Consider the following 21,502-nt stretch of genomic DNA (forward strand, 5'->3'; position numbering starts at 1 on the left):
GACCGGCCGCTCAGATCAAATGATTGCGCTTGGCGAAATCGCGCAAGTGCACCGCTGAACTCACCCCGAGCTTCTTCATCAGACGGGTTTTGTAGGTACTGATGGTCTTGTGGCTCAGGTGCATCTCCTCGGCAATCGCCTTGTTGGCCTTGCCCTGGCCCAGTTGCTCGAAAATGTTCAATTCGCGATCGGAGAGCTGGTCGATCATTTGCTTTTCCGTGGTTTGCACGGCATTCAACGTGCTGACGTTGTCCGGCATCGCGGAAAAATAGGTGTAACCCGACATCACCGCCTGAATGGCTTTGTGCAGTTGTGCCAACTGATTGGTTTTGGTCACGTAGCCCATTGCCCCGGCGCGCAGGCAGCGCTCCTGGTAAAACAGGGGATCGTGGGAACTGAACACGAGGATGCGACAGTCAAAGTCGTTGACTCTGATGCGGGTCAGAACTTCCAGGCCATCAAGTGTCGGCAAACGCAGATCGAGCACCACCAGCCGGGGATTGTGCTCGCGGATCAGTTGCAAGACCTCGTTGCCATTGGACGTCTCATGGATTTCCTTGAAACCCTCCGCTTGCAGCACGAGACGTATGGCGGCACGCACCACCGGATGATCGTCGACGATCAGCGCTGACTTCATGACCACTCCCAGGGCAGACTCTGACGATTAGGCCACCGGCGTGGATTGATCCGGACTCAGTGGCTGCGCAGAGACTGTTACATGGAACGGGAAGGGATTCACCTGTCAGATCTGACAGTTGCGGTCAGCGCACTTCTATGCATACGCCCGGCGTTGTACGGTTTGCTCGGGCTTCCACTGCGCAACGTCGACGTGAGCCATCAAGTGCCTGATTGCCTGTTCATTGGGCAACGGCGCATGACTGATCAGCACATTGTCCTGAGCGAAAGCTGAAAACACCTGCAGAGGCGCCGAAGGTTCGTTGTAGATCAACGCATGACGCACCTGCGGGTTATCGAGGAAAAACCCCAGCAGATCCAGCGAACCTGCCGCCAGGCCCGCGTCAATGACCACGACATCGAACGGTTCGCAACCATAGTCCACCAGCGTCAGCAGCTCGGCGAGGTTCTGCACCGGGGCCACGCGGTAATAGTCGAGACCGTTGAACAGGCGCTCGATTTTCATCCGGTGAAAATGCTGGGGGTCCGCGATCAGGATACGCAGGGCTTTGTTGATCATGCTCAATCTCCAGAGGGACAGGGTTCTGAGTGCGGCAAGACTACGCAAGCTCAACGGCAGGTTCTGTAGGACTTTTCCTAAAAAGCTGATCGATCTTCCGAGACCCGACGGGCACTGCGCTGTTGCAGCCAATGCAACAAATCGCTCCCGGCCATCGGTCGTGCGTACCAGTAGCCCTGCCCCTGCGTGCAGCCCAGCGCGAGCAATTCACGACGCTGCGCATCGGTTTCGATGCCTTCGATGACCACGGCCATGCCGAGGGTTTCGCCGAGCGCCAGGGTGCTGCTGATCGCCGCCCGGCAACGCGGTTCGTGCTCAAGGTTGCGCACGAAGTCGGCGTCGAGTTTGATTTCGTTGAACGGCAGCTGACACAAGCGTTGCAACGAAGAAAACCCTGCGCCGAAGTCGTCGATCGACAAACGGCAGCCCATCATGCGCAGGCGCACCAGGTTTTCGAAGCTGGCGGCCGGTGCTTCCAACAAGCCGCTTTCGGTCAGTTCAAACGTGAGGCCGGAGCCTTGCGCGGCATGGCGCGAAAGAATGTTTTTGAGGGAGGCCGTCAGCTCTGCGCTGGCTAACTGCACGGCTTGCAGATTGAACGCCAGGTTCAAGACGAAACCCTGCGCGCGGGCGCTTCGCTGCACCTTGAGGGCTTGATCGAGTTGCAAAAACAGCAGCTCGTCGAGCAAGCCACAGCGTTCCAGTACCGGTACGAACAGCGCAGGTGCGATGATTCCGCGAGTCGGATGCAGCCAGCGACAGAGCACTTCCACCCCACAGATTTCACCGCTGCGCAGGTTGAATTTTGGCTGATACCAGGCGTGCAATTGCCCATCCGCCAGAGCCCGGCGCACCGACTCCTCGCTGGCCATAGCGACCGTCGTCGGCGGGCATTCGCCGATGCTTGAGCCGCTGACAAATCTGTTCAGCAGATCGGCCAGGACTTGCGCATGCAACGGTTTGCCGACATCACCCAACAGGTCCAGACCGAGCAGCCTGACCATTTGGTGCACCGCAAGGCGCAAATCGGCGGACAACGAACTGCTGATGATGATCGACTTCACTTGCCCGGAAGCGCCCACCCGTTGGAGGAATTCCAGGCCGTCCATGCCCTCCATTTGCAAATCGCACAGCGCAATGTCGACGCTGCCGATTTCATCCAGCAGCGCCAGCGCCTGTGCACCATCGCTGGCTTCGAACACCTCGTGGCAACCCAGGCTTTGCAACATGCTGACCGCAACCGCACGCTGGAACGCATGGTCTTCAAGCACTAAAACGCGCAGCGGCAATCTGCACATGAGCGTGGTTTCTCCTCTAGACATCAAGCTGCTCCAGCAGTGCACCCAGCGTCTGTCGATCCGGTGTGCGGGTCAGGTGCAACTGGCGTTGATGGTTGGCGTAGATGGTCTCGGCCTGCGGCTGACCGCGCCGCGCATCGTGAATGACACAGTGGCGAATCTGTGGGCTGCTCTGGAAAAAACGCACCGGGTCGACACCGGCGGCAGCGATCAACTCACCGTTGATCACCATCAGATCAAAGCGCTGGAACGGGTCATGGGCGTAGTGAGTCATGGCCAGCAGTTCACGAAAAGAACGCACCGGGGTGAGATTCCGATAGCCCAGTTCATTGAAGATCCTCGCGATTCTGCCTTGCAGAACGCTTTGCTCTTCGGCAATGACCACTCGCCAGCGTTTGTAGGACATAGGATTTAACAGCGTGGGAAAAATGTGCTGACTACGCTAACCGTCCCTCTTTCAAACCTCTGTAGGAAAATTCTTAAATGCGGTCGGAAATCTCCCAAAACCCGACAAGATCACCAGCGTGGATTGCCAGATTGATCCGTGGAACCGCAGGAGACGCCCAAAAAACCTACTCAGTGGTGCTCGGACTCCAGAACGCCTGCACCACCAGCGCCGAGGTGGAGATTCGTGCGACCAGTGCATCCAGCTCATCGCCATCGACCGAGGTGGTCGCCAGCGTCGCTTCGATTTCAATTTCGTCGGCACCGAAGGCGTGCACATCAACATCACTGGCCGGATAGTTACTGCGCTCCAGTTCGGCTTCGAGCAAGGCGAACACGGCTTTCTGCTGCGAGCGCCGGGCGATGACATAGACGATGTTGGTGACTTCCGCCGAGACCACGTCCAGTGGCTGACGGTTGATGTTGTTGACGATCGGCCGCAACAAGGTGTTGGCGGCGAGGATGAACAGCGTGCCGAGCACGGCTTCGGCGAGCAGGTCGGCACCCGCGCAGGCACCGACGGCTGCCGAGGTCCACAGGGTCGCGGCGGTGTTGAGGCCTCGGACGTTGCCTTCTTCGCGCATGATCACCCCGGCGCCGAGAAAACCGATGCCGGAGACCACGTAAGCGACCACCCGCACCGCGCCTTCAGCGCCAGCGAGACGGTTGGCCATGTCGACGAAAATCGCCGCGCCGACCGCCACCAGCACGTTGGTGCGCAGGCCGGCGGTGCGTTGCCGGTACTGGCGCTCGAAGCCGATCAGGCCGCCGAGAATGAAGGCGGCGCTGAGGCTGACCAAGGTGTCGAGCAGTGAATCGAGGTTGAGGTTGTTGATGGCTTGCATGATGAAATCCTTGAGATACACACGACCAAATGTAGGAGTGAGCCTGCTCCGGGCGGCGTTCCGACGATGGCGATGTGTCAGTCAACATTGCAGTGACTGACACATCGCCATCGCGAGCAGGCTCACTCCTACAGGGGCAGCATTACTGCCAGCCGAACCGGCGGATGTAGAAACCTTTCACCGCCTGGGTCAGCGCCATGTACGCCAGCAGAATCACCGGCAGGAATACGAAGTACAGCGATGGCAGCGCCTGCAATTTGAAGTAGTGCGCCAGTGGCCCCATCGGCAGGAAGATCCCCACCGCCATGATGATCCCGGTCATCACCAGCAGCGGCATGGCTGCACGGCTTTGCAGGAACGGAATCTTCGGCGTGCGGATCATGTGCACGATCAGCGTCTGGGTCAGCAAGCCGACCACGAACCAGCCGGACTGGAACAGCGTCTGGTGATCCGGGGTGTTGGCGTCAAATACGTACCACATCAAGGCGAACGTGGTGATGTCAAAGATCGAACTGATCGGGCCGAAAAACAGCATGAACCGACCGACATCACCCGGCTGCCAGCGTTGTGGTTTCTTCAGCATCTCCTCATCGACGTTGTCGAACGGAATGGCGATCTGCGAAATGTCGTAGAGCAGGTTCTGCACCAGCAGATGCATCGGCAGCATCGGCAGGAACGGAATGAACGCACTGGCGACCAGCACCGAGAACACGTTGCCGAAGTTGGAGCTGGCGGTCATCTTGATGTACTTGAGCATGTTGGCGAAGGTCCGCCGTCCTTCGAGCACGCCCTCCTCCAGCACCATCAGGCTCTTTTCGAGGAGGATGATGTCGGCCGCTTCCTTGGCGATGTCCACCGCGCTGTCCACCGAGATACCAATGTCGGCGGTACGCAGCGCCGGCGCATCGTTGATGCCGTCGCCCATGAAGCCGACGACGTGGCCGTTGCCCTTGAGGATGCGCACGATGCGTTCCTTGTGCGACGGCGTCAGTTTGGCGAAGACGTTGGTTTTCTCCACGGCCACCGCCAGTTCGGCATCGCTCATGCGTTCGACATCGTTGCCCAACAGCAAGCCTTGCTGAGCGAGGCCGACTTCGCGGCAGATCTTCGCGGTGACAAGCTCGTTGTCGCCGGTCAGCACTTTCACCGCCACGCCATGCTCGGCCAACGCCTTGAGCGCCGGCGCGGTACTTTCCTTCGGCGGATCAAGGAACGCCACGTAGCCGATCAGCGTCAGTTCATTTTCGTCAGCCAGGCTGTAAGTGTCGCGACCTTCGGGCATCGAGCGAGCGGCCACGGCCACCACGCGCAAGCCTTCAGCGTTGAATGCTGCGGTGACCTGACGAATCCGGGTCAGCAATTCATCGCTCAAGGCTTCATCGATATCGCCGTGACGCACGCGGCTGCACACCGCCAGTACTTCTTCCACCGCGCCTTTGCAGATCAGTTGATGCGGCTGGCCACGCCCTTCGACCACCACCGACATGCGCCGACGATTGAAGTCGAACGGGATCTCATCGACTTTGCGAAACGCCGTGCCGACTTTCAGTTCACGGTGGATTTCCACGTGTTCCAGCACCGCGACGTCGAGCAGGTTTTTCAGGCCGGTCTGGTAGTAGCTGTTCAGGTAAGCCATTTCCAGCACGTCGTCAGAGTCTTCACCCCAGACATCAACGTTACGCGCCAGGAAGATCTTGTCCTGGGTCAGGGTGCCGGTCTTGTCGGTGCACAGCACGTCCATGGCGCCGAAGTTCTGGATGGCATCAAGACGTTTGACGATGACTTTTTTGCGTGACAGGAACACCGCACCTTTGGCCAACGTCGAGGTGACAATCATCGGCAGCATTTCCGGGGTCAGGCCCACGGCAATCGACAGCGCGAACAGCAGTGCTTCAGTCCAGTCGCCCTTGGTGAAACCGTTGATGAACAGCACCAGCGGCGCCATGACAAACATGAAGCGGATCAACAGCCAGCTGACTTTGTTGACGCCTTGCTGGAACGAAGTCACCGCACGATCAGTGGCGCCGACACGCTGGGCCAAAGCACCGAAATAAGTGCTGTTGCCGGTGGTGAGAATCAGCGCCACCGCCGTACCGGACACGACGTTGGTGCCCATGAACAGAATGTTGTCGAGTTCCAGCGGATTGCGTGTGTCGCGATCGGCCTGACGGGCAAATTTCTCCACCGGCATCGACTCGCCGGTCATCGCGGCCTGGCTGACGAACAGATCCTTGGCGCTGAGCACCCGGCAATCGGCGGGAATCATGTCACCGGCCGACAGCACGATCAGATCCCCCGGCACCAATTGCTTGATCGGCAATTCGCTGCGCGGCGCATCCCGGCGCATCACCGTGGCGGTGTTGCTGACCATGGCTTTCAGTGCATCGGCGGCCTGGTTGGATTTGCTTTCCTGCCAGAAGCGCAGCAGCGTCGACAGCACCACCATGGAGAAAATCACCACGGCCGCTTTCAGGTCTTCGGTCAGCCAGGAAATGACGGCCAGCAAAGTCAGCAGCAAATTGAACGGGTTTTTGTAGCAGTGCCACAGGTGGGTCCACCATGGCAGCGGTTGCTCGTGTTCGACTTCGTTGAGGCCGTACTGCGCGCGCAGGGCGTCGACTTCAAAATCGGTGAGGCCGTCGGAATGCGTGCCCATTGAAGAGAGCAACATACCGCTGTCGCAATGCGCGGCATCGACCAGGGTGTTGGCCAGGGTTGGCGGCACCTCACGGCTGACCGTGGTGTCGTTGATGGTTTCCAGCAAGGCCAGGCGACGGAAGTGCCGGGCGATGTGGCGGGTCCGCAGAAAACCTGCGAAAAATTCCTTGAGCGTAAGTTTCATGGCTGTTGCCCCTATGGTCAGCCGGGAAACCGTCAAGCAGGTACGGCCGCGCCTCGTCCGCCGGGAAAGCCGGCACGGCAAGGCTTGGCGCGCCGGTCAGAAAAGACAGGCGTGTCGATAGGGCTGCGATGACGACAATAAAGTCGAAATCACGCTCTTTCAGTGTCGATGAGAAGGACGTCTAGACATGACCACGGACGGGCCATGCACGGGATGCCGCTGCTCGCTGTTACGGCGAGACAACGGCGCAAAAGAGGCGCGTTATCTTGCCGAGAATCTGCCGGTTACCGAGACCGGCCGACAACTGTCACTCGAACAAGTACCCACTGTGGGTCTCCGCTATTGATGAAAACGCGCGAAGCTTACGCCCCGATGTCTGGAGAGTAAACCCGCAAAAGGAAGTGTGTCGGGAAATTTCAGGGCTCTTCAGGAAGGGTTCAGGATTGAAGATTGGTGGTGTTTTGAATGGCGCCATCGCGAGCAGGCTCACTCCTACAGGGGTCCTGCTTACACAGAACATTGTAGGAGTGAGCCTGCTCGCGATAGCGGTATATCAGACGCCGCAGGTGTTAGCTGGCAGTCGCCAACAACAGATCCGCCATCGAACGATGCCCACGATTCTTGCCATGCTCATACAGCGAGCCGGCAATCTCGTCCGCACGAATCGGCAACACCGACAGCAATGTATCGCTCAGACCATGGCTGGCCTGGCAGAAGCCCTGCATGTAGATGCCGGCCTTGCAGCGCTCGTCGGTTATCAGTTTGTAGTTGCGGTCCACTTCGAAGTCGCCGAGGTACTCTTCCAGCGGCGCCAGCAGTTTGCGGTGCATCTGCCGTTCGTAACCGGTGGCCAGGACCACGGCGTCGTACAGGCGCACGGTGACTTCGCCAGTGGCGTTGTTACGCACGGCCAGTTCGATACCGTTTTCGGTCGCGGTGGCTTTCTCGACGGTGGTCAGGGTGCGGAACGCATGACGGGCAATCCCGGAAACCTTCTGGCGGTAGAAAATGCCGTAGATGCGCTCGATCAGATCGATGTCGACCACCGAGTAGTTGGTGTTGTGGTACTCGTTGACCAGACGCTCGCGCTCGGCACTGTTCTGCTGGAACACCAGATCGGTGAACTCCGGCGAAAACACTTCGTTGACGAACGGGCTGTCGTCCGCAGGCTTCAGTGCCGAGCCGCGCAGGATCATGTCGACCTGCACCGACGGGAACGAATCGTTCAGATCGATAAAGGCTTCCGCCGCGCTCTGCCCGCCGCCGATGATCGCGATACTCATCGGCTGGTTATTCACGCAGGGCTGCTTGGCCATCTGCGACAGGTATTGCGAGTGGTGGAACACGCGGGTGTCGCCCTTCAGCGCCTTGAACGCTTCCGGAATACGCGGGGTGCCGCCGGCGCTGACCACTACCGAACGGGTAGTCCGCACATGTTGCTGACCCTGGCTGTCGCGGGAAATCACCCGCAGTGCTTCAACCTGATGGTTGTGCAGCACCGGTTCGATGGTCAGCACTTCTTCGCCGTAACGGCTCTGCTCGGTGAACTGCCCGGCGACCCACCGCAGGTAGTCGTTGTACTCCATGCGGCACGGATAGAAGGTGCCCAGGTTGATGAAGTCGACGAGACGACCGTGGTACTTCAGATAGTTGACGAACGAGTACGGGCTGGTCGGGTTGCGCAGGGTCACCAGATCCTTGAGGAAGGAAATCTGCAACTCGCTCTGGGTCGACAGGGTGTTGCCGTGCCAGCTGTAGTCGGCCTGTTTGTCGAGGAACAGCACATCCAGTTCGCCCAGAGTCGGGCCACGCTCTTGCAGAGCGATGGCCAGCGCCAGGTTCGAAGGGCCGAAACCGACGCCGATCAGGTCGTGAACGATGGGCGATGCAATTGCCTGTGTCATTTCCAGTGTCCTCTGGATGAACCCCTCAACAAGGGGCAAGGAGAGCCTAAGTGACCTGACCGGCCTTGAGCAGGACAGCAGGTCGTCTGTTGAGTAGGAACGAGGACAGTGAAATAAAATTTAACGGCGACGGCTCAATGGGCATCCCATTGTTTGATCCGGATACGACAATGCTTCATCGCGTTGACGATGTGTTTTTCCACCAGAGCCTTGGAGATACCGAGCTGACTGGCGATTTCCACATGCGAAAGCCCTTCGATCTTGCGCAGCAGAAAACTTTCACGACAGGCCACCGACAGTTCTGCCAACGCTCGCTGGAGCATTTCCAGACGTTGACCGTGATCGAGCGGGCAATGGGGAGACTGGGCGAAATAGCGCTCTTCGTTGTCGAGCACTTCCAGCGGCTCGACCTGACGCAGTGCGTTGCGCCGATGATCGTCAATCACCAGGTTCAGCGCCGTACGATAGAGAAAGGCCCGGGGCTGCTCGATCGGCGTGTCGCTGGAACGTTCCAGCACCCGCAGATAGGCGTCATGCACCACATCTTCGGCGACCTGACGGTTGCCAAGCTTGGCGTTCAGGAAACACACCAGCTCCCGATAGTAGTTTTCCAACATGACTCCCGACCGCTGTGGTGCGGTTTCTGTCCTTGAGCCGACTGATCTGCCAGCACCTAAACGGCAGTAGCAAGATAGTGGCAACTTGAGGCGCGTAATTTATAGTAATTCTCATATAGATTTAAAGTGGTGTTTGTCGTTGCCCGAGAAATAGTCCTGTTCTATAGCTGTAACATCGTGTGTCTTCGCTTAAATTCCCCCGCCCTTGCAACGTTTACAGGACAGCTCCCCGTGTCTGTCGCGCCCTGCGACAGCGTTCAGCGCTGCCCGAAACTGTGTGCCAGCCGAACGACGGGCCGAATTCCACTGGCCGGAACCCTGCATGAAACGTCCCCGCCCCGCCCGACGCGCCCTGCTCGTAGTCCTCTGTCTGATCCCTGTTGTCGGCTATGCCGCGTGGCAAATGCTGCCGCCGGGCCGGGATAAGTTCGCCACCGTGCAAGTGAGCCGTGGCGATATCGAAAGCAGCGTCACCGCACTCGGCACGTTACAACCACGCCGTTACGTAGACGTCGGCGCGCAGGCCTCCGGGCAGATCCAGAAGATCCATGTCGAAGTCGGCGACGTGGTCAAGGAAGGCCAATTGCTGGTGGAAATCGATCCATCGACGCAAAAGGCCAAGCTCGACGCCGGCCGCTTCTCGATCGAGAACCTCAAGGCGCAATTGCAGGAACAACGCGCGCAACATGAATTGGCGCAACAGAAATATCAGCGCCAGCAAAACCTCGCGGCCGGCGGTGCAACCCGAGAAGAAGACGTACAGACCGCTCGCGCCGAACTGAAAGCCACGCAGGCACGCATCGACATGTTTCAGGCGCAGATCCGCCAGGCCGAAGCCAGTCTGCGCAGCGATCAGGCCGAACTCGGTTACACGCGGATTTACGCACCAATGGCCGGTACCGTGGTCGCCCTCGATGCCCGCGAAGGCCAGACACTCAACGCGCAACAGCAAACGCCGCTGATTCTGCGCATCGCCAAACTGTCGCCAATGACCGTGTGGGCAGAGGTTTCCGAGGCCGACATCGGCCACGTCAAACCGGGCATGACCGCTTACTTCACCACCCTCAGCGGCGGCAATCGGCGCTGGAGCAGCACAGTGCGGCAGATTCTGCCGGTACCGCCCAAACCCCTTGATCAAACCAGCCAGGGCGGCGGCAGCCCGGCCAGCAGCAGCAAAAGCGGCAGCGCTCGCGTGGTGCTTTACACGGTTTTGCTCGACGTCGATAACGCCGACAACGCACTGATGGCGGAGATGACTACCCAGGTGTTCTTCGTCGCCAATCAGGCCAGGGATGTCCTCACCGCCCCGGTGGCGGCTCTGCAAGGCAGCGACAACGCCAACCTGCAGACCGCGCAGGTGGTTGCCGCCAACGGCAAAATCGAATCCCGCGAAGTGCGCACCGGCATCAGCGATCGACTCAAGGTACAGATTCTCGACGGCCTGAGTGAAGGCGATCACCTGCTGATCGGCCCGGCCGACGGCAGTGGTGGTTGAATGCAAACGCCCCTGATCGACCTGCAGGACATCCGCAAATCCTACGGTGGCGGCGACGCGCCTGAAGTTCACGTACTGCGCGGGATCGACCTGTCGATCCACGCCGGCGAATTCGTGGCGATTGTCGGCGCGTCCGGCTCCGGCAAATCGACGCTGATGAACATCCTCGGCTGCCTCGACCGACCCACGTCCGGCGAATACCGTTTCGCCGGGGAAAACGTCGCCGGTCTGGACAGCGACGAGCTGGCCTGGCTGCGTCGCGAAGCCTTTGGATTTGTGTTCCAAGGCTATCACCTGATCCCTTCCGGCTCCGCCCAGGAAAATGTCGAAATGCCGGCCATCTACGCCGGCACTCCCGCAGCCGAGCGTCATGCCCGCGCCGCCGCCCTCCTCGACCGGCTCGGCCTGGCCTCACGCACCGGCAACCGTCCGCATCAGCTCTCCGGCGGCCAGCAACAGCGGGTATCGATTGCCCGCGCTTTGATGAACGGCGGCCACATCATTCTCGCCGACGAACCGACCGGCGCCCTCGACAGCCACAGCGGCAAGGAAGTCATGGCGCTGCTCGACGAACTGGCGAGCCAGGGCCATGTGGTGATCCTCATCACCCACGATCGCGAAGTCGCGGCCCGTGCCAAGCGCATCATCGAAATCAGCGATGGCCTGATCATCAGCGACAGCGCCCGCGAAAATCCCCACGCCCAGACCAGTGCCAACCCCGGCGCGCTGCAAGCGGTGGATCTGCGCAAGCGTCTGAGCGAGGGCGCCGAAGCCACCGGCGCCTGGAAAGGCGAGCTGGTGGACGCCTTGCACGCCGCGTGGCGAGTGATGTGGATCAACCGCTTCCGTACCGCCCTGACCTTGCTCGGGATCATCATCGGCGTGGCTTCGGTGGTGGTGATGCTGGCGGTCGGCGAAGGCAGCAAGCGTCAGGTCATGGCGCAAATGGGCGCGTTCGGCTCGAACATCATTTATCTGGGCGGCGTCCCTCCGCACCCGCGGGCTCCGCAGGGCATCATCACCCTCGACGACCTCGCCGTGCTCGCCACCCTGCCGCTGATCAAGCAGATCATGCCCGTCAACGGCGCCGAAGCCGTAGTGCGTTTCGGCAATCTCGACCACAACAGTTACGTGGGCGGCAATGACACCAATTTCCCGAAGATTTTCAATTGGCCAGTGGTTGAAGGCACTTACTTCACCGCTGCCGACGAAGCCAGTGGCGCTGCGGTCGCCGTCATCGGGCACAAAGTCCGAAGCAAGTTGCTCAAGGATGTTGCCAACCCTATCGGGCAGTACATTCTGATTGAAAACGTGCCCTTTCAAGTGGTCGGGGTTCTCGCGGAAAAGGGTTCCAGCTCTGGCGATTCCGACAGCGACGACCGCATTGCCATTCCCTACTCCGCCGCCAGCACGCGCCTGTTTGGCACCTATAACCCGGAGTACGTCGCCATCGCCGCCGCCGATGCGCGCAGGGTCAAGGAAACCGAGCAGGACATCGAGCGGATGATGCTGCGTCTGCACAACGGCAAGAAAGATTTCGAACTGACCAACAACGCCGCGATGATCCAGGCCGAGGCGCGCACGCAAAACACCCTGTCCCTGATGCTCGGTTCGATTGCCGCGATTTCGCTGCTGGTCGGCGGTATCGGCGTGATGAACATCATGCTGATGACCGTGCGTGAACGCACCCGCGAGATCGGTATTCGCATGGCCACCGGTGCGCGTCAGCGCGACATCCTGCGTCAGTTCCTCACCGAAGCCGTGATGCTCTCGGTGGTCGGCGGGATCGCCGGAATTGCCTTGGCGTTACTCGTCGGCGGCGTGCTGATCCTCAGCGACGTCGCGGTCGCCTTCTCGTTACTGGCGGTGCTCGGTGCTTTTGGCTGCGCGCTTGTCACCGGTGTTGTCTTCGGCTTCATGCCGGCCCGCAAAGCTGCCCGGCTCGACCCGGTCACGGCCCTTACCAGCGAATGATCGATCTATGAAACCGCGCCTCAGTTTGTTGACCGTATGCCTGATTCTCAGCGCTTGCGGCAGTCCCCTCCAGCGCCCGGACAGCAGCTTGCAGCCTCCTGCCGCGTGGCAGTCAGCGCCTACTGCCAGCAGTGCTCGCAACAACCCGCAATGGTGGACGCAGTTTGGCAGCCCAGAGCTTGATCGTCTGATCGAACAGGCGCGCGCCGGCAGTTTCGACCTCGCCGCCGCCATGGCCCGGGTACGCCAGGCCCAGGCCGGCACCGTGATCGCCGGCGGCTCTCAATTGCCTGAGGTGCAGGCCTCGCTCAATGCCAATCGGCAGAAACTGCTCCGTGGCAACGGCTACAGTCAACTGGACGCCGACAGCAGTAACAAGGCTGTGGATTATTTCGACGCCAATCTGAATGCCAGTTACGAAATCGACTTTTGGGGTGGCAAACAGGCGTCGCGCGACAGTGCGCAATTTGCCTTGCAGACCAGCGAGTTCGACCGTGCCACGGTGGAGCTGACGCTGTTCGGCAGTGTCGCCGACACCTATGCGCAAACCTTGTCGCTGCGCGAGCAGAGCCGCATTGCCGAACTCAATCTGGCCAACGCACAAAGCGTGCTGAAACTGGTGCAAACGCGTTTTGACTCAGGCTCGGCCACCGCCCTGGAACTGGCTCAGCAGAAAAGCCTGGTGGCCGCCCAACAACGACAATTGCCGCTGGTGCAGCAACAAGCCCGAGACGCTTCGATCAGCCTCGCGGCGCTGCTCGGTCGACCCGTTCAGGAACTTGCACTGAACCGTGAATCGTTCGATCAATTGCAATGGCCGGGAATCGCCGCCGGCGTGCCAAGCGATCTGCTCGATCGACGCCCGGACATCGCCCGCGCCGAAGCGCAACTGGCTGCCGCCGAAGCCGACGTCAACGTTGCCCGCGCCGCCATGCTGCCCACCGTCACCCTCAGTGCCGATATCGGCTCGGGGGCAGACCAGTTCCGCGACGTTCTACGCAGCCCCTTCTACAACCTTACTGCCGGATTGATCGGGCCAATCTTCAATAATGGTCGCCTCGGCGCAGAGCGTGACAAGGCGACCGCTCGCCAGGAAGAACTGCTGCAGAATTATCGTGGTGCGATCATCAACGGCTTCGCCGATGTCGAAAAAGCCTTGAACAGCATTCGCGGCCTCGACGAACAGCGGCAGTGGCAGAGCGAAGAACTGCGGCAAGCGCAGACCGCGTTCGACATCGCCCAGAGCCGCTACCAGGCCGGTGCCGAAGACTTGCTGACAGTGCTGGAAACCCAACGCACGTTGTACGCCGCGCAGGACTTGAATGTGCAGTTGAGATTGTCGCGAATGCAGGCAAGCATTGCGTTGTACAAGGCGCTTGGGGGTGGGTGGCAGGCGCTGTAAGTTCTCTGCCGGTCAAACCCATTCGCGAGCAAGCTCGCTCCCACAGTGTTCAGGGGTGCTGCCGCTAACTACGGGTCAGCACAAAAACCTGCGGGAGCGAGCCTGCTCGCCAAGAACGATGACGCGGCCTCAGGCCGAAGTCTGTTTGGGTTTCAGATGGCGCGCATACCAAGGGCGCTGCGGCACCTTGCGAAACAACGACGACAACACCTTTTCGTCATCGCTGAAGGTAATGCGCAGCGCCAGCTTCATGGTTTCCGGATCCATCTCCACTGACTTGCCCGGTTGCAGGCCCGGCACCGTGCTGCAGCCGTGAGTGCTCGGCCCGAGCCACGGATCGGCGACTTCAACCCAGCGCCCCGGTGCAAACCACGGCACACCATTGACCTGCAAGCGACTGACTTCGCCCGGATGGAAGCGTTCGTGCGCGCGAAACCAGTCTTCCAGGCGATCATCGATCCAGCCGTGAAAGTGCCAGAACACCGGGCTGACATGGGAGGAAAACGGATCGCCCAGGAAGTCGTTTTCAGCGGCGTACCAACGCGCGGAAAAATCTGCCGGATCGCGCGCGAACGGTACCGGATGGCCATTGGACGGGTCCCGTGGTACTGACGCCCAGCGCATGTGCAGCCAGTCGTGCAGCCCCAGTTCGACTTCCGAACCGAACTGCCCCAAGGTCAGCCTGGCCAGGTAGCGCGGGTCACGGTAGCGCGATTCCCACACCAGGAAATTACTGTGATAAGTCTCGGCCGTCTTGATGTCGCTGACCCATTGCGAGTATTCGTCATCGTCCTCGGCCAGCCAGGTCGGCGGCAGTGAAGTGCCGTCGTGATTGTCGAAATAATCGGCAAAACCCTGGCGATCACGGATCAACTCCGGCTGCGGCAGCGGAAAATGCTGCCACGACGGCAGATCCTGCATTGAACGCGCCGTGCCCAGCATGTGCCGGTGCATGAAAAAGAAATCGATACCCGAGCCATTGCGGTCCTTGCGCGGACCACGGGCGTCGCGCTCCTTGTCACGCGGGCCGGGCTGCCAGCCGATACCGCGCAGGGCGCCGCGTTTTTCCTCGCTCAAGGTATGCCACTTGTCGCGGCTGGCGTGCCAGAGCTGATGGAACAAGCGGTGCTCAGGAGAAATCAGCCAGGCCAGCAACGTCGGGTTCAACCCTGCGCGCTCGCGTGCCTCGGGAAATACGCGTTTGATGGCAATAAAACGGTTGTCCTGCGCCGGCAGCATCAAGGGGCGATCAAGGTTGAGGACGCGTCCGCTGAGGCTGCCGCTGCCGGCGTTGCCGAAACCGCCCCAGACCTCATCCAGCGCCATGCTGAATTCGTAGTCCGGTGCACCGTCGGCTGCGGACAGGCTGACCAGACGCCAACTCAACTGCGAGGTTTTGACATCGGCGAGGTCCGCGAGAATTCGATAGCGCGGCGCCTGAGACGAACGCAAGCGCTCGGCCGTGTCGAGAAAACCGATGACGCCGCGCCCTTTGTGGGCAACATCGAGAAACACTTCCAGACCTTCTCCGGGCAAACCCGCGATACCGGCATCATGACCCTCGAAACGAATCTGCCAGACACCGCGCAGCGCATCCGCCAGGCGTTGCCCGGCGACATCCGCGACGTCGAACGACGCCTCACCCGGGGTGATCGTCGGATCCGGCTTCGTCCATTCACGATGCCCAAAATACGCTGCAGGCACAGCGGCGCCGGTCAGTGCCAGGCCCGCCATGAACCATCGTCGAGAAATCTTCATTGCCCTACCTGTGTCAGCCATGAAGCAGGCTTTATCCAAGCTAGAACGTTTGTTGCAGAGGTAAATTTATGCCGTCCTGAAAAGATCGCAGCCTTCGGCAGTTCCTGCATCGCGCGCGTTCTTTTCAGCCAGACCTAAATTACCCGGCAGCCCAGTCGTTCCACCCAGATAGCGAAGGCCCTTGCGCCTGCACCTCGACGGCGAACCTGACTGAGATGGCAATGACAAAACCACGTTCGAAAAAGGCTCTTTACATCGGCCTGCCGCTGGCCCTGGCGATCAGTGCCGCCGCAGGTTTTGCGGTTTGGGAACACTGGTTCAAGGACAACCCCGGCTACCCGGTCAAAGTCATGCAGCAAGCCGATGAGTTGCAGGACCGCATCATTTCCTTCGATAGCCACATCACCGTGCCGCTGGATTTCGGCACCGCCGGCAACGAAGCCGACAAGGATGGCAGCGGCCAGTTCGATCTGGTAAAAACAGCCCGCGGGCGCCTGTCCGGTGCCGCCCTGACGATCTTCGGCTGGCCGGAAATCTGGAACGGCGCCAACGCCCCCCACCGTCCGACCGCCGGGTTTGTCGAAGAAGCACGCTTCGAACAGGAAACCCGCTACAAGATCATCAGCACCCTGGTGCGCGACTTCCCCAATCAGGTCGCCATCGCCTACAGCCCGGACGATTTCCGCCGTCTGCATGGCGAAGGCAAGTTTGCGATTTTCATGAGCATGCTCAACGCCTATCCACTGGGCAACGACCTCAACGCTCTGGACAAGTGGGCCGCACGTGGCATGCGCATGTTCGGTTTCAGTTACGTGGGCAACAACGACTGGGCCGACTCCTCGCGACCACTGCCGTTTTTCAATGACACCCGCGATGCGCTCGGCGGTCTGTCGGACATCGGCAAACAGGCCGTGCATCGCCTCAATGATCTGGGCGTCATCATCGATGTCTCGCAGATGTCGACCAAGGCACTGGAACAGGTCGCGCAACTGAGTCGCGCACCGATCGTGGCATCCCACTCGGCGCCACGGGCACTGGTGGATATCCCGCGCAATATCAGCGACCAGGAAATGCAACTGATCAAGAACAGTGGTGGCGTTGTGCAAATTGTCGGTTTCCCGACCTACTTGCGCCCCCTGAGCCAAACAACGCAGGACAAGCTCAACGCACTGCGTGCCAGGTTTGATCTGCAGCCACTGCAGGGCCTGGAGATGGCGCTGATGCCTGGTGACCCGATCATCACCGTATGGCCGGAACAACGCTTTGGCGAGTACGCCGGCCAGCTCTACGCAATCGTCGACGAAGAACCCAAGGCCAACCTCAAGGACCTCGGTGACGCAATCGATTACGCCGTGAAGAAAATCGGCATCGACCATGTCGGCATCAGTTCCGACTTCAACGATGGCGGCGGTCTGGATGGCTGGAAGGACGTCAGCGAAGCACGCAACGTGACCGCCGAGTTGATCTCCCGTGGCTACAGCGAGGCCGACATCGCCAAATTGTGGGGCGGCAACTTCTTGCGGGTCTGGGAACAAGTGCAAAAATCTTCCAAGCCTCTCGTCAACCGCTGACACCTCTTCGAACAAGCGATCAGACCTCATGACCAACCGTCGTTCTTTTCTCAAACAAGCCGGCATTCTTGCCGCCGGCCTGCCCCTGGGCGCTGCCGTCAACCTGCCGGCCCGCGCCGCCAATCCACAACCGATCGGCGGGAACAAATGGGCACAACTGCGCCAGTTGTTCGATCAGGACCCGGATTACCTGCATTTCGCCAACTTCCTCGTGACCTCCCATCCGCGCCCGGTGCGAGAAGCCATCGAGCGTTACCGCGTGACCCTCGACCGCAATCCCGGTCGCGCGATGGATTGGGATCTGGGTGAAACCGAAAAGCGCGAGCAAGCCGTGCGCGAATGGGCCGGTCGCTACCTCAAGGCCAAGCCTGAGCAGATCGCCCTGACCGGCAGCACCACCGAAGGTCTGGCGCTTATCTATGGCGGCATTCATGTGCGCGCCGATCAGGAAATCCTCACCACCGAACATGAGCACTACGCGACCAATTACACCTTGGCTTATCGCCAGCAGAAAGATGACGTCAAGGTGCGCAAACTGAAGTTGTTCGACAGCAGCGCAACGGTGTCCGTCGACGAAATACTGACCCGTATCGACAAAGGCATTCGCCCTGAAACCCGCGTATTGGGCATGACTTGGGTGCAATCGGGCAGCGGCGTGAAGCTGCCGATCGGCGAGATCGGCAAACTGGTGGACCAGCACAATCGCCAGCGCGAGGAAAAGGATCGCATCCTCTACGTCGTCGATGGCGTGCACGGCTTTGGTGTCGATGACCTCGACTTCCCCGACATGCATTGCGATTTCTTTATCGCCGGTACCCACAAGTGGATGTTCGGCCCGCGCGGCACCGGACTTATTTGCGCACGCTCCAGCGAACTGAAGGACGTCACCCCGACCATCCCGACCTTCTCCGAAGCCACCACGTTCTCGACCATCATGACCCCCGGCGGGTATCACAGTTTCGAGCACCGCTGGGCGCTGGACGAAGCGTTCAAGCTGCATCTGACGCTGGGCAAGCGCGAGGTGCAAACGCGTATTCACGAACTCAATACCTACGCCAAAAACCGCTTGCTGGAACACCGTTCGATTGAACTGGTAACACCGCGCAGCAGCGATCTGTCTGCCGGCTTCACCTTCTTCCGGATCAAGGATCGCGATTGCGATCAGGTCGCCGCTCAACTCATGCAAAACCGCGTGGTATGCGACGCGGTGGAGCGCGACGTCGGCCCGGTGATCCGCATCGCACCCGGCCTGCTGAACAGCGAAAACGACATCGAGCGTTTCATGGCCGTGCTCAACAAACAGCTGTGACGCCCCGCTTTCCTTTAGACGAGATGACTCATGAAACGTGATCTGTTGACCCCTGCCCTCGGCGCCAAGGCGCTCAAGGCACTGGCCCTCGCCGCCCTCATGAGCGGCCTGCTGCCGAGCGCCGCCCAGGCCGCAACCGCCCCTGCTGCTGGCAAAGTGTTCAAGGACTGCAAGGACTGCCCGGAGATGGTCGTGCTGCCGGCCGGCACCTTCACCATGGGCACACCGGAGGATGAAGTCGGACGCGAACCCGACGAAGGACCGATGCATGAAGTGACCTTCGCCAAACCCTTCGCCATGAGCCGCTTCCAGATCACTGCAGGTGAATGGGACAGTTACATTCGCGAGAGCGGTGCGGTGATCGCCAACGGTGACACGCGCCCCGGTCGCGAGTGCGTCGCGAGCAAACCGCGCTACCCGCAAACCCCGCGCCAGCCGGCGGTATGCATGGACTTCCAGGACATCAAGAACTACGTCGCCTGGTTGTCGAAAAAAACCGGGCAGACCTACAGCATGCTCAGCGAAGCCCAGCGTGAATACGGTGCCCGTGCAGGTTCCAAAGGACCGTTCCCCTTCCCGTTCGACGAGGGCAAGGGCTACAGCATCGCCAAGCACGCCAACACCTACGGCCCGGCGGACGGCTACAGTTTCAGCTCGCCGGCAGGCAGCTATCCGGCCAACGCCTTTGGCCTGTACGACATGCACGGCAATGTCTATGAGTGGGTCGAAGACTGCTATCACCCGGACTACAAAGGTGCACCAACCGACGGCAGCGCGTGGCTGGAACCCAACTGCGAGACCCTGCGCATTCGCGGCAATGACTGGGGTGAAGCGCCGGTATTCTCCCGTTCGGGCAACCGCAACGACATTGATCCGAAGACCCGCGGCGACTGGATCGGTTTCCGTGTCGTGCGTGAGTTGTAATCGGCAGTAACGCTTCTCCTCTCCCCCCGGTCGCCGCCAGTCGGCGACCGTCTAAATTAAGCAGCGGATCAGACGTTCTACAGGGTATCTGCCTTTACGACCCAAGGAACTGTCCTGTCATGACCCAGCCTACGCGCGGTGCAATTCATGAATTGTTCACCCTACTCAAACCTTTTCGGCTCGTCGTCGCACTGTCGGTCATTCTGGGTATGGTCGGTGGCCTGAGTGTCACGGTCCTGCTGGCCACCATCAACAACGCGCTGCACTCCGAAACCGGTCTGACCCAAGGCGTGGTCGCGCTGTTCGGTGGCCTGTGTGTGCTGGCGCTGCTCAGCTCGATCTGCTCGGACATCGGCACCAATTATGTCGGCCAGCACATCATCGCCACCCTGCGCAAACAACTGGGCGAGAAAGTCCTGTCGGCACCGATCGAGCAGATCGAACGCTATCGCAGCCATCGCCTGATTCCGGTGCTGACCCACGATGTCGACACCATCAGCGACTTCGCCTTCGCCTTCGCGCCACTGGCCATCTCGCTGACCGTGACCCTCGGTTGCATGGGTTATCTGGCGATGCTGTCGTGGCCAATGTTCCTGATCATGGTGGTGGCGATCCTGATCGGCACGGGCATTCAGTACTTCGCCCAAGGGCGCGGGATCAAAGGTTTCTTCGCCGCCCGTGATGCTGAAGACGAACTGCAAAAGCACTACAACGCGATTGCCGAAGGTGCCAAGGAACTGCGCATTCACCGCCCGCGTCGCCAACGCATGTTCAACAGCGGCATCAAGGGCACTGCCGATTTCATCTGCAAGACCCAGATCAAATCGATCAACACCTTCGTGATTGCCAAGAGTTTCGGCTCGATGCTGTTCTTTGTGGTCATCGGTCTGGCACTGACCCTGCAATCGTTCTGGCCCAGCGCTGACAAAACCGTGATGAGCGGTTTCGTCCTGGTGCTGCTGTACATGAAAGGTCCACTGGAACATCTGGTCGGTACCTTGCCGGTGGTCAGCCGCGCACAGATCGCCTTCCGCCGCATCGCCGAACTGTCGGCGCAGTTCTCCTCGCCCGAGCCGCATCTGTTGCTCAGCGATCAGGGCAAGAAAGCCGAGCCGGTACAGAGCCTGGAACTCAAAGACGTGCGCTATGCCTTCCCGGCCGTGGGCGACGCCAACCCGTTCACGCTGGGGCCGGTGAACCTGAAGATCGAACAGGGTGACATCGTGTTCATCGTCGGCGAAAACGGCTGCGGCAAGACCACTCTGATCAAACTGCTGCTGGGCCTGTATCCGCCACAGCAAGGCGAAATCCGCCTCAACGGCGAGTGCGTGACCGCCCTCACACGCGACGATTACCGCCAGTTGTTCACCACGGTCTTTGCCGACTACTACCTGTTCGATGACGTGGTGCAAGGCGATACGCACATTCCCGACGACGCCAACAAATACCTGCAACGCCTGGAAATCGCCCACAAGGTCAGCGTGCAGGACGGCAGCTTCACCACCACCGACCTGTCCACGGGCCAGCGCAAGCGTCTGGCGCTGGTCAATGCCTGGCTGGAGGAACGCCCGGTGCTGGTGTTCGATGAATGGGCCGCGGATCAGGACCCGACCTTCCGCCGGATCTTCTACACCGAGTTGCTGCCGGACCTCAAACGCCTGGGCAAGACCATCATCGTGATCTCCCACGATGACCGTTACTTCGACGTCGCCGACCAGTTGGTGCGCATGGATGCCGGCAAAGTCAAAACCGCGCTCAACCCGGCCTGACACGCCAACCGCTCAGGGATGGGCTGATCCCGCCTTCACGCGATAGCAGAGTTTTTCGCGGTTGGCGGGATTTTTTCCGGTTTTTACGCAGTGTTGCGTCTAATTATCATTAACTAATAAAACTGCACTCGCACTTCAGGAGCATCCCGAGCAAA

15 protein-coding genes and 1 pseudogene are annotated in these 21,502 nt (G+C 60.1%); 7 read left to right on the forward strand and 9 right to left on the reverse strand.

The window, feature by feature from the left end:
• Window positions 1-10 precede the first annotated feature (10 nt).
• From JFT86_RS26695 to JFT86_RS26730, 8 genes and pseudogenes are all read right to left on the reverse strand, one after another.
• Window positions 11-637 (reverse strand): response regulator transcription factor, encoded by a 627-nt coding sequence (locus JFT86_RS26695; protein ID WP_201239094.1) that lies wholly within the window; start codon window positions 635-637, stop codon window positions 11-13.
• Between the two features lie 135 nt (window positions 638-772).
• Entirely contained in the window at window positions 773-1,195 is a 423-nt protein-coding gene (locus tag JFT86_RS26700) for a chemotaxis protein CheY (protein WP_201239095.1), read from the reverse strand.
• Window positions 1,196-1,272: 77 nt separating this feature from the next.
• A complete protein-coding gene (locus JFT86_RS26705; RefSeq protein WP_201233928.1) occupies window positions 1,273-2,493 on the reverse strand; it encodes an EAL domain-containing response regulator in 1,221 nt (406 codons plus the stop codon).
• 16 nt (window positions 2,494-2,509) lie between these two features.
• Window positions 2,510-2,899 carry a hypothetical protein gene (locus JFT86_RS26710; RefSeq protein WP_201233929.1) on the reverse strand — a complete coding sequence of 130 codons (390 nt, stop codon included), beginning with the start codon at window positions 2,897-2,899 and terminating at the stop codon, window positions 2,510-2,512.
• A 166-nt stretch (window positions 2,900-3,065) separates the two neighbouring features.
• Window positions 3,066-3,782, reverse strand: coding sequence for an MgtC/SapB family protein (locus tag JFT86_RS26715; protein WP_008084043.1), 717 nt, complete (start codon window positions 3,780-3,782; stop codon window positions 3,066-3,068).
• Window positions 3,783-3,924: 142 nt separating this feature from the next.
• Entirely contained in the window at window positions 3,925-6,624 is a 2,700-nt protein-coding gene (mgtA, locus tag JFT86_RS26720; RefSeq protein ID WP_201239096.1) for a magnesium-translocating P-type ATPase, read from the reverse strand.
• Between the two features lie 569 nt (window positions 6,625-7,193).
• Complete coding sequence (locus tag JFT86_RS26725) at window positions 7,194-8,528, reverse strand: SidA/IucD/PvdA family monooxygenase (protein WP_201239097.1); 1,335 nt, start codon at window positions 8,526-8,528, stop codon at window positions 7,194-7,196.
• Between the two features lie 134 nt (window positions 8,529-8,662).
• Window positions 8,663-9,157, reverse strand: a pseudogene (locus tag JFT86_RS26730) (sigma-70 family RNA polymerase sigma factor); the annotation flags it as partial.
• A gap of 310 nt (window positions 9,158-9,467) precedes the next feature.
• Between JFT86_RS26730 and JFT86_RS26735 the strand changes: the two are divergent.
• From JFT86_RS26735 to JFT86_RS26745, 3 genes are read left to right on the forward strand one after another with little or no spacing between them, the layout of a single operon-like run.
• The gene (locus tag JFT86_RS26735) at window positions 9,468-10,640 is read left to right on the forward strand and encodes an efflux RND transporter periplasmic adaptor subunit (protein ID WP_201239099.1); all 1,173 of its coding nucleotides are present in this window, start codon (window positions 9,468-9,470) and stop codon (window positions 10,638-10,640) included.
• A complete protein-coding gene (locus JFT86_RS26740) occupies window positions 10,641-12,614 on the forward strand; it encodes a MacB family efflux pump subunit (RefSeq protein WP_201239100.1) in 1,974 nt (657 codons plus the stop codon).
• Window positions 12,615-12,621: 7 nt separating this feature from the next.
• Window positions 12,622-14,016, forward strand: a complete 1,395-nt coding sequence (locus JFT86_RS26745; RefSeq protein WP_201239101.1) for an efflux transporter outer membrane subunit — start codon at window positions 12,622-12,624, stop codon at window positions 14,014-14,016.
• Window positions 14,017-14,145: 129 nt separating this feature from the next.
• Here the strand turns inward: JFT86_RS26745 and JFT86_RS26750 are convergent, their stop codons facing one another.
• Complete coding sequence (locus JFT86_RS26750) at window positions 14,146-15,774, reverse strand: PvdJ/PvdD/PvdP-like protein (protein WP_201239102.1); 1,629 nt, start codon at window positions 15,772-15,774, stop codon at window positions 14,146-14,148.
• A gap of 221 nt (window positions 15,775-15,995) precedes the next feature.
• Between JFT86_RS26750 and pvdM the strand changes: the two genes are divergently transcribed.
• From pvdM to JFT86_RS26770, 4 genes are all read left to right on the forward strand, one after another.
• A complete protein-coding gene (gene pvdM, locus JFT86_RS26755; protein WP_201239103.1) occupies window positions 15,996-17,345 on the forward strand; it encodes a pyoverdine-tailoring dipeptidase-like protein PvdM in 1,350 nt (449 codons plus the stop codon).
• A 28-nt stretch (window positions 17,346-17,373) separates the two neighbouring features.
• Window positions 17,374-18,654: an aminotransferase class V-fold PLP-dependent enzyme gene (locus JFT86_RS26760; protein WP_201239104.1), complete on the forward strand. Its 1,281-nt coding sequence runs from the start codon at window positions 17,374-17,376 to the stop codon at window positions 18,652-18,654.
• A 30-nt stretch (window positions 18,655-18,684) separates the two neighbouring features.
• Window positions 18,685-19,578: a formylglycine-generating enzyme family protein gene (locus JFT86_RS26765; protein ID WP_201233935.1), complete on the forward strand. Its 894-nt coding sequence runs from the start codon at window positions 18,685-18,687 to the stop codon at window positions 19,576-19,578.
• 119 nt (window positions 19,579-19,697) lie between these two features.
• Window positions 19,698-21,347 carry a cyclic peptide export ABC transporter gene (locus tag JFT86_RS26770; protein ID WP_201239105.1) on the forward strand — a complete coding sequence of 550 codons (1,650 nt, stop codon included), beginning with the start codon at window positions 19,698-19,700 and terminating at the stop codon, window positions 21,345-21,347.
• Window positions 21,348-21,502 lie beyond the last annotated feature (155 nt).

Origin of the sequence: Pseudomonas sp. TH06, assembly GCF_016651305.1 — a bacterium.
In the GTDB taxonomy this organism is placed as follows: Bacteria; Pseudomonadota; Gammaproteobacteria; order Pseudomonadales; family Pseudomonadaceae; genus Aquipseudomonas.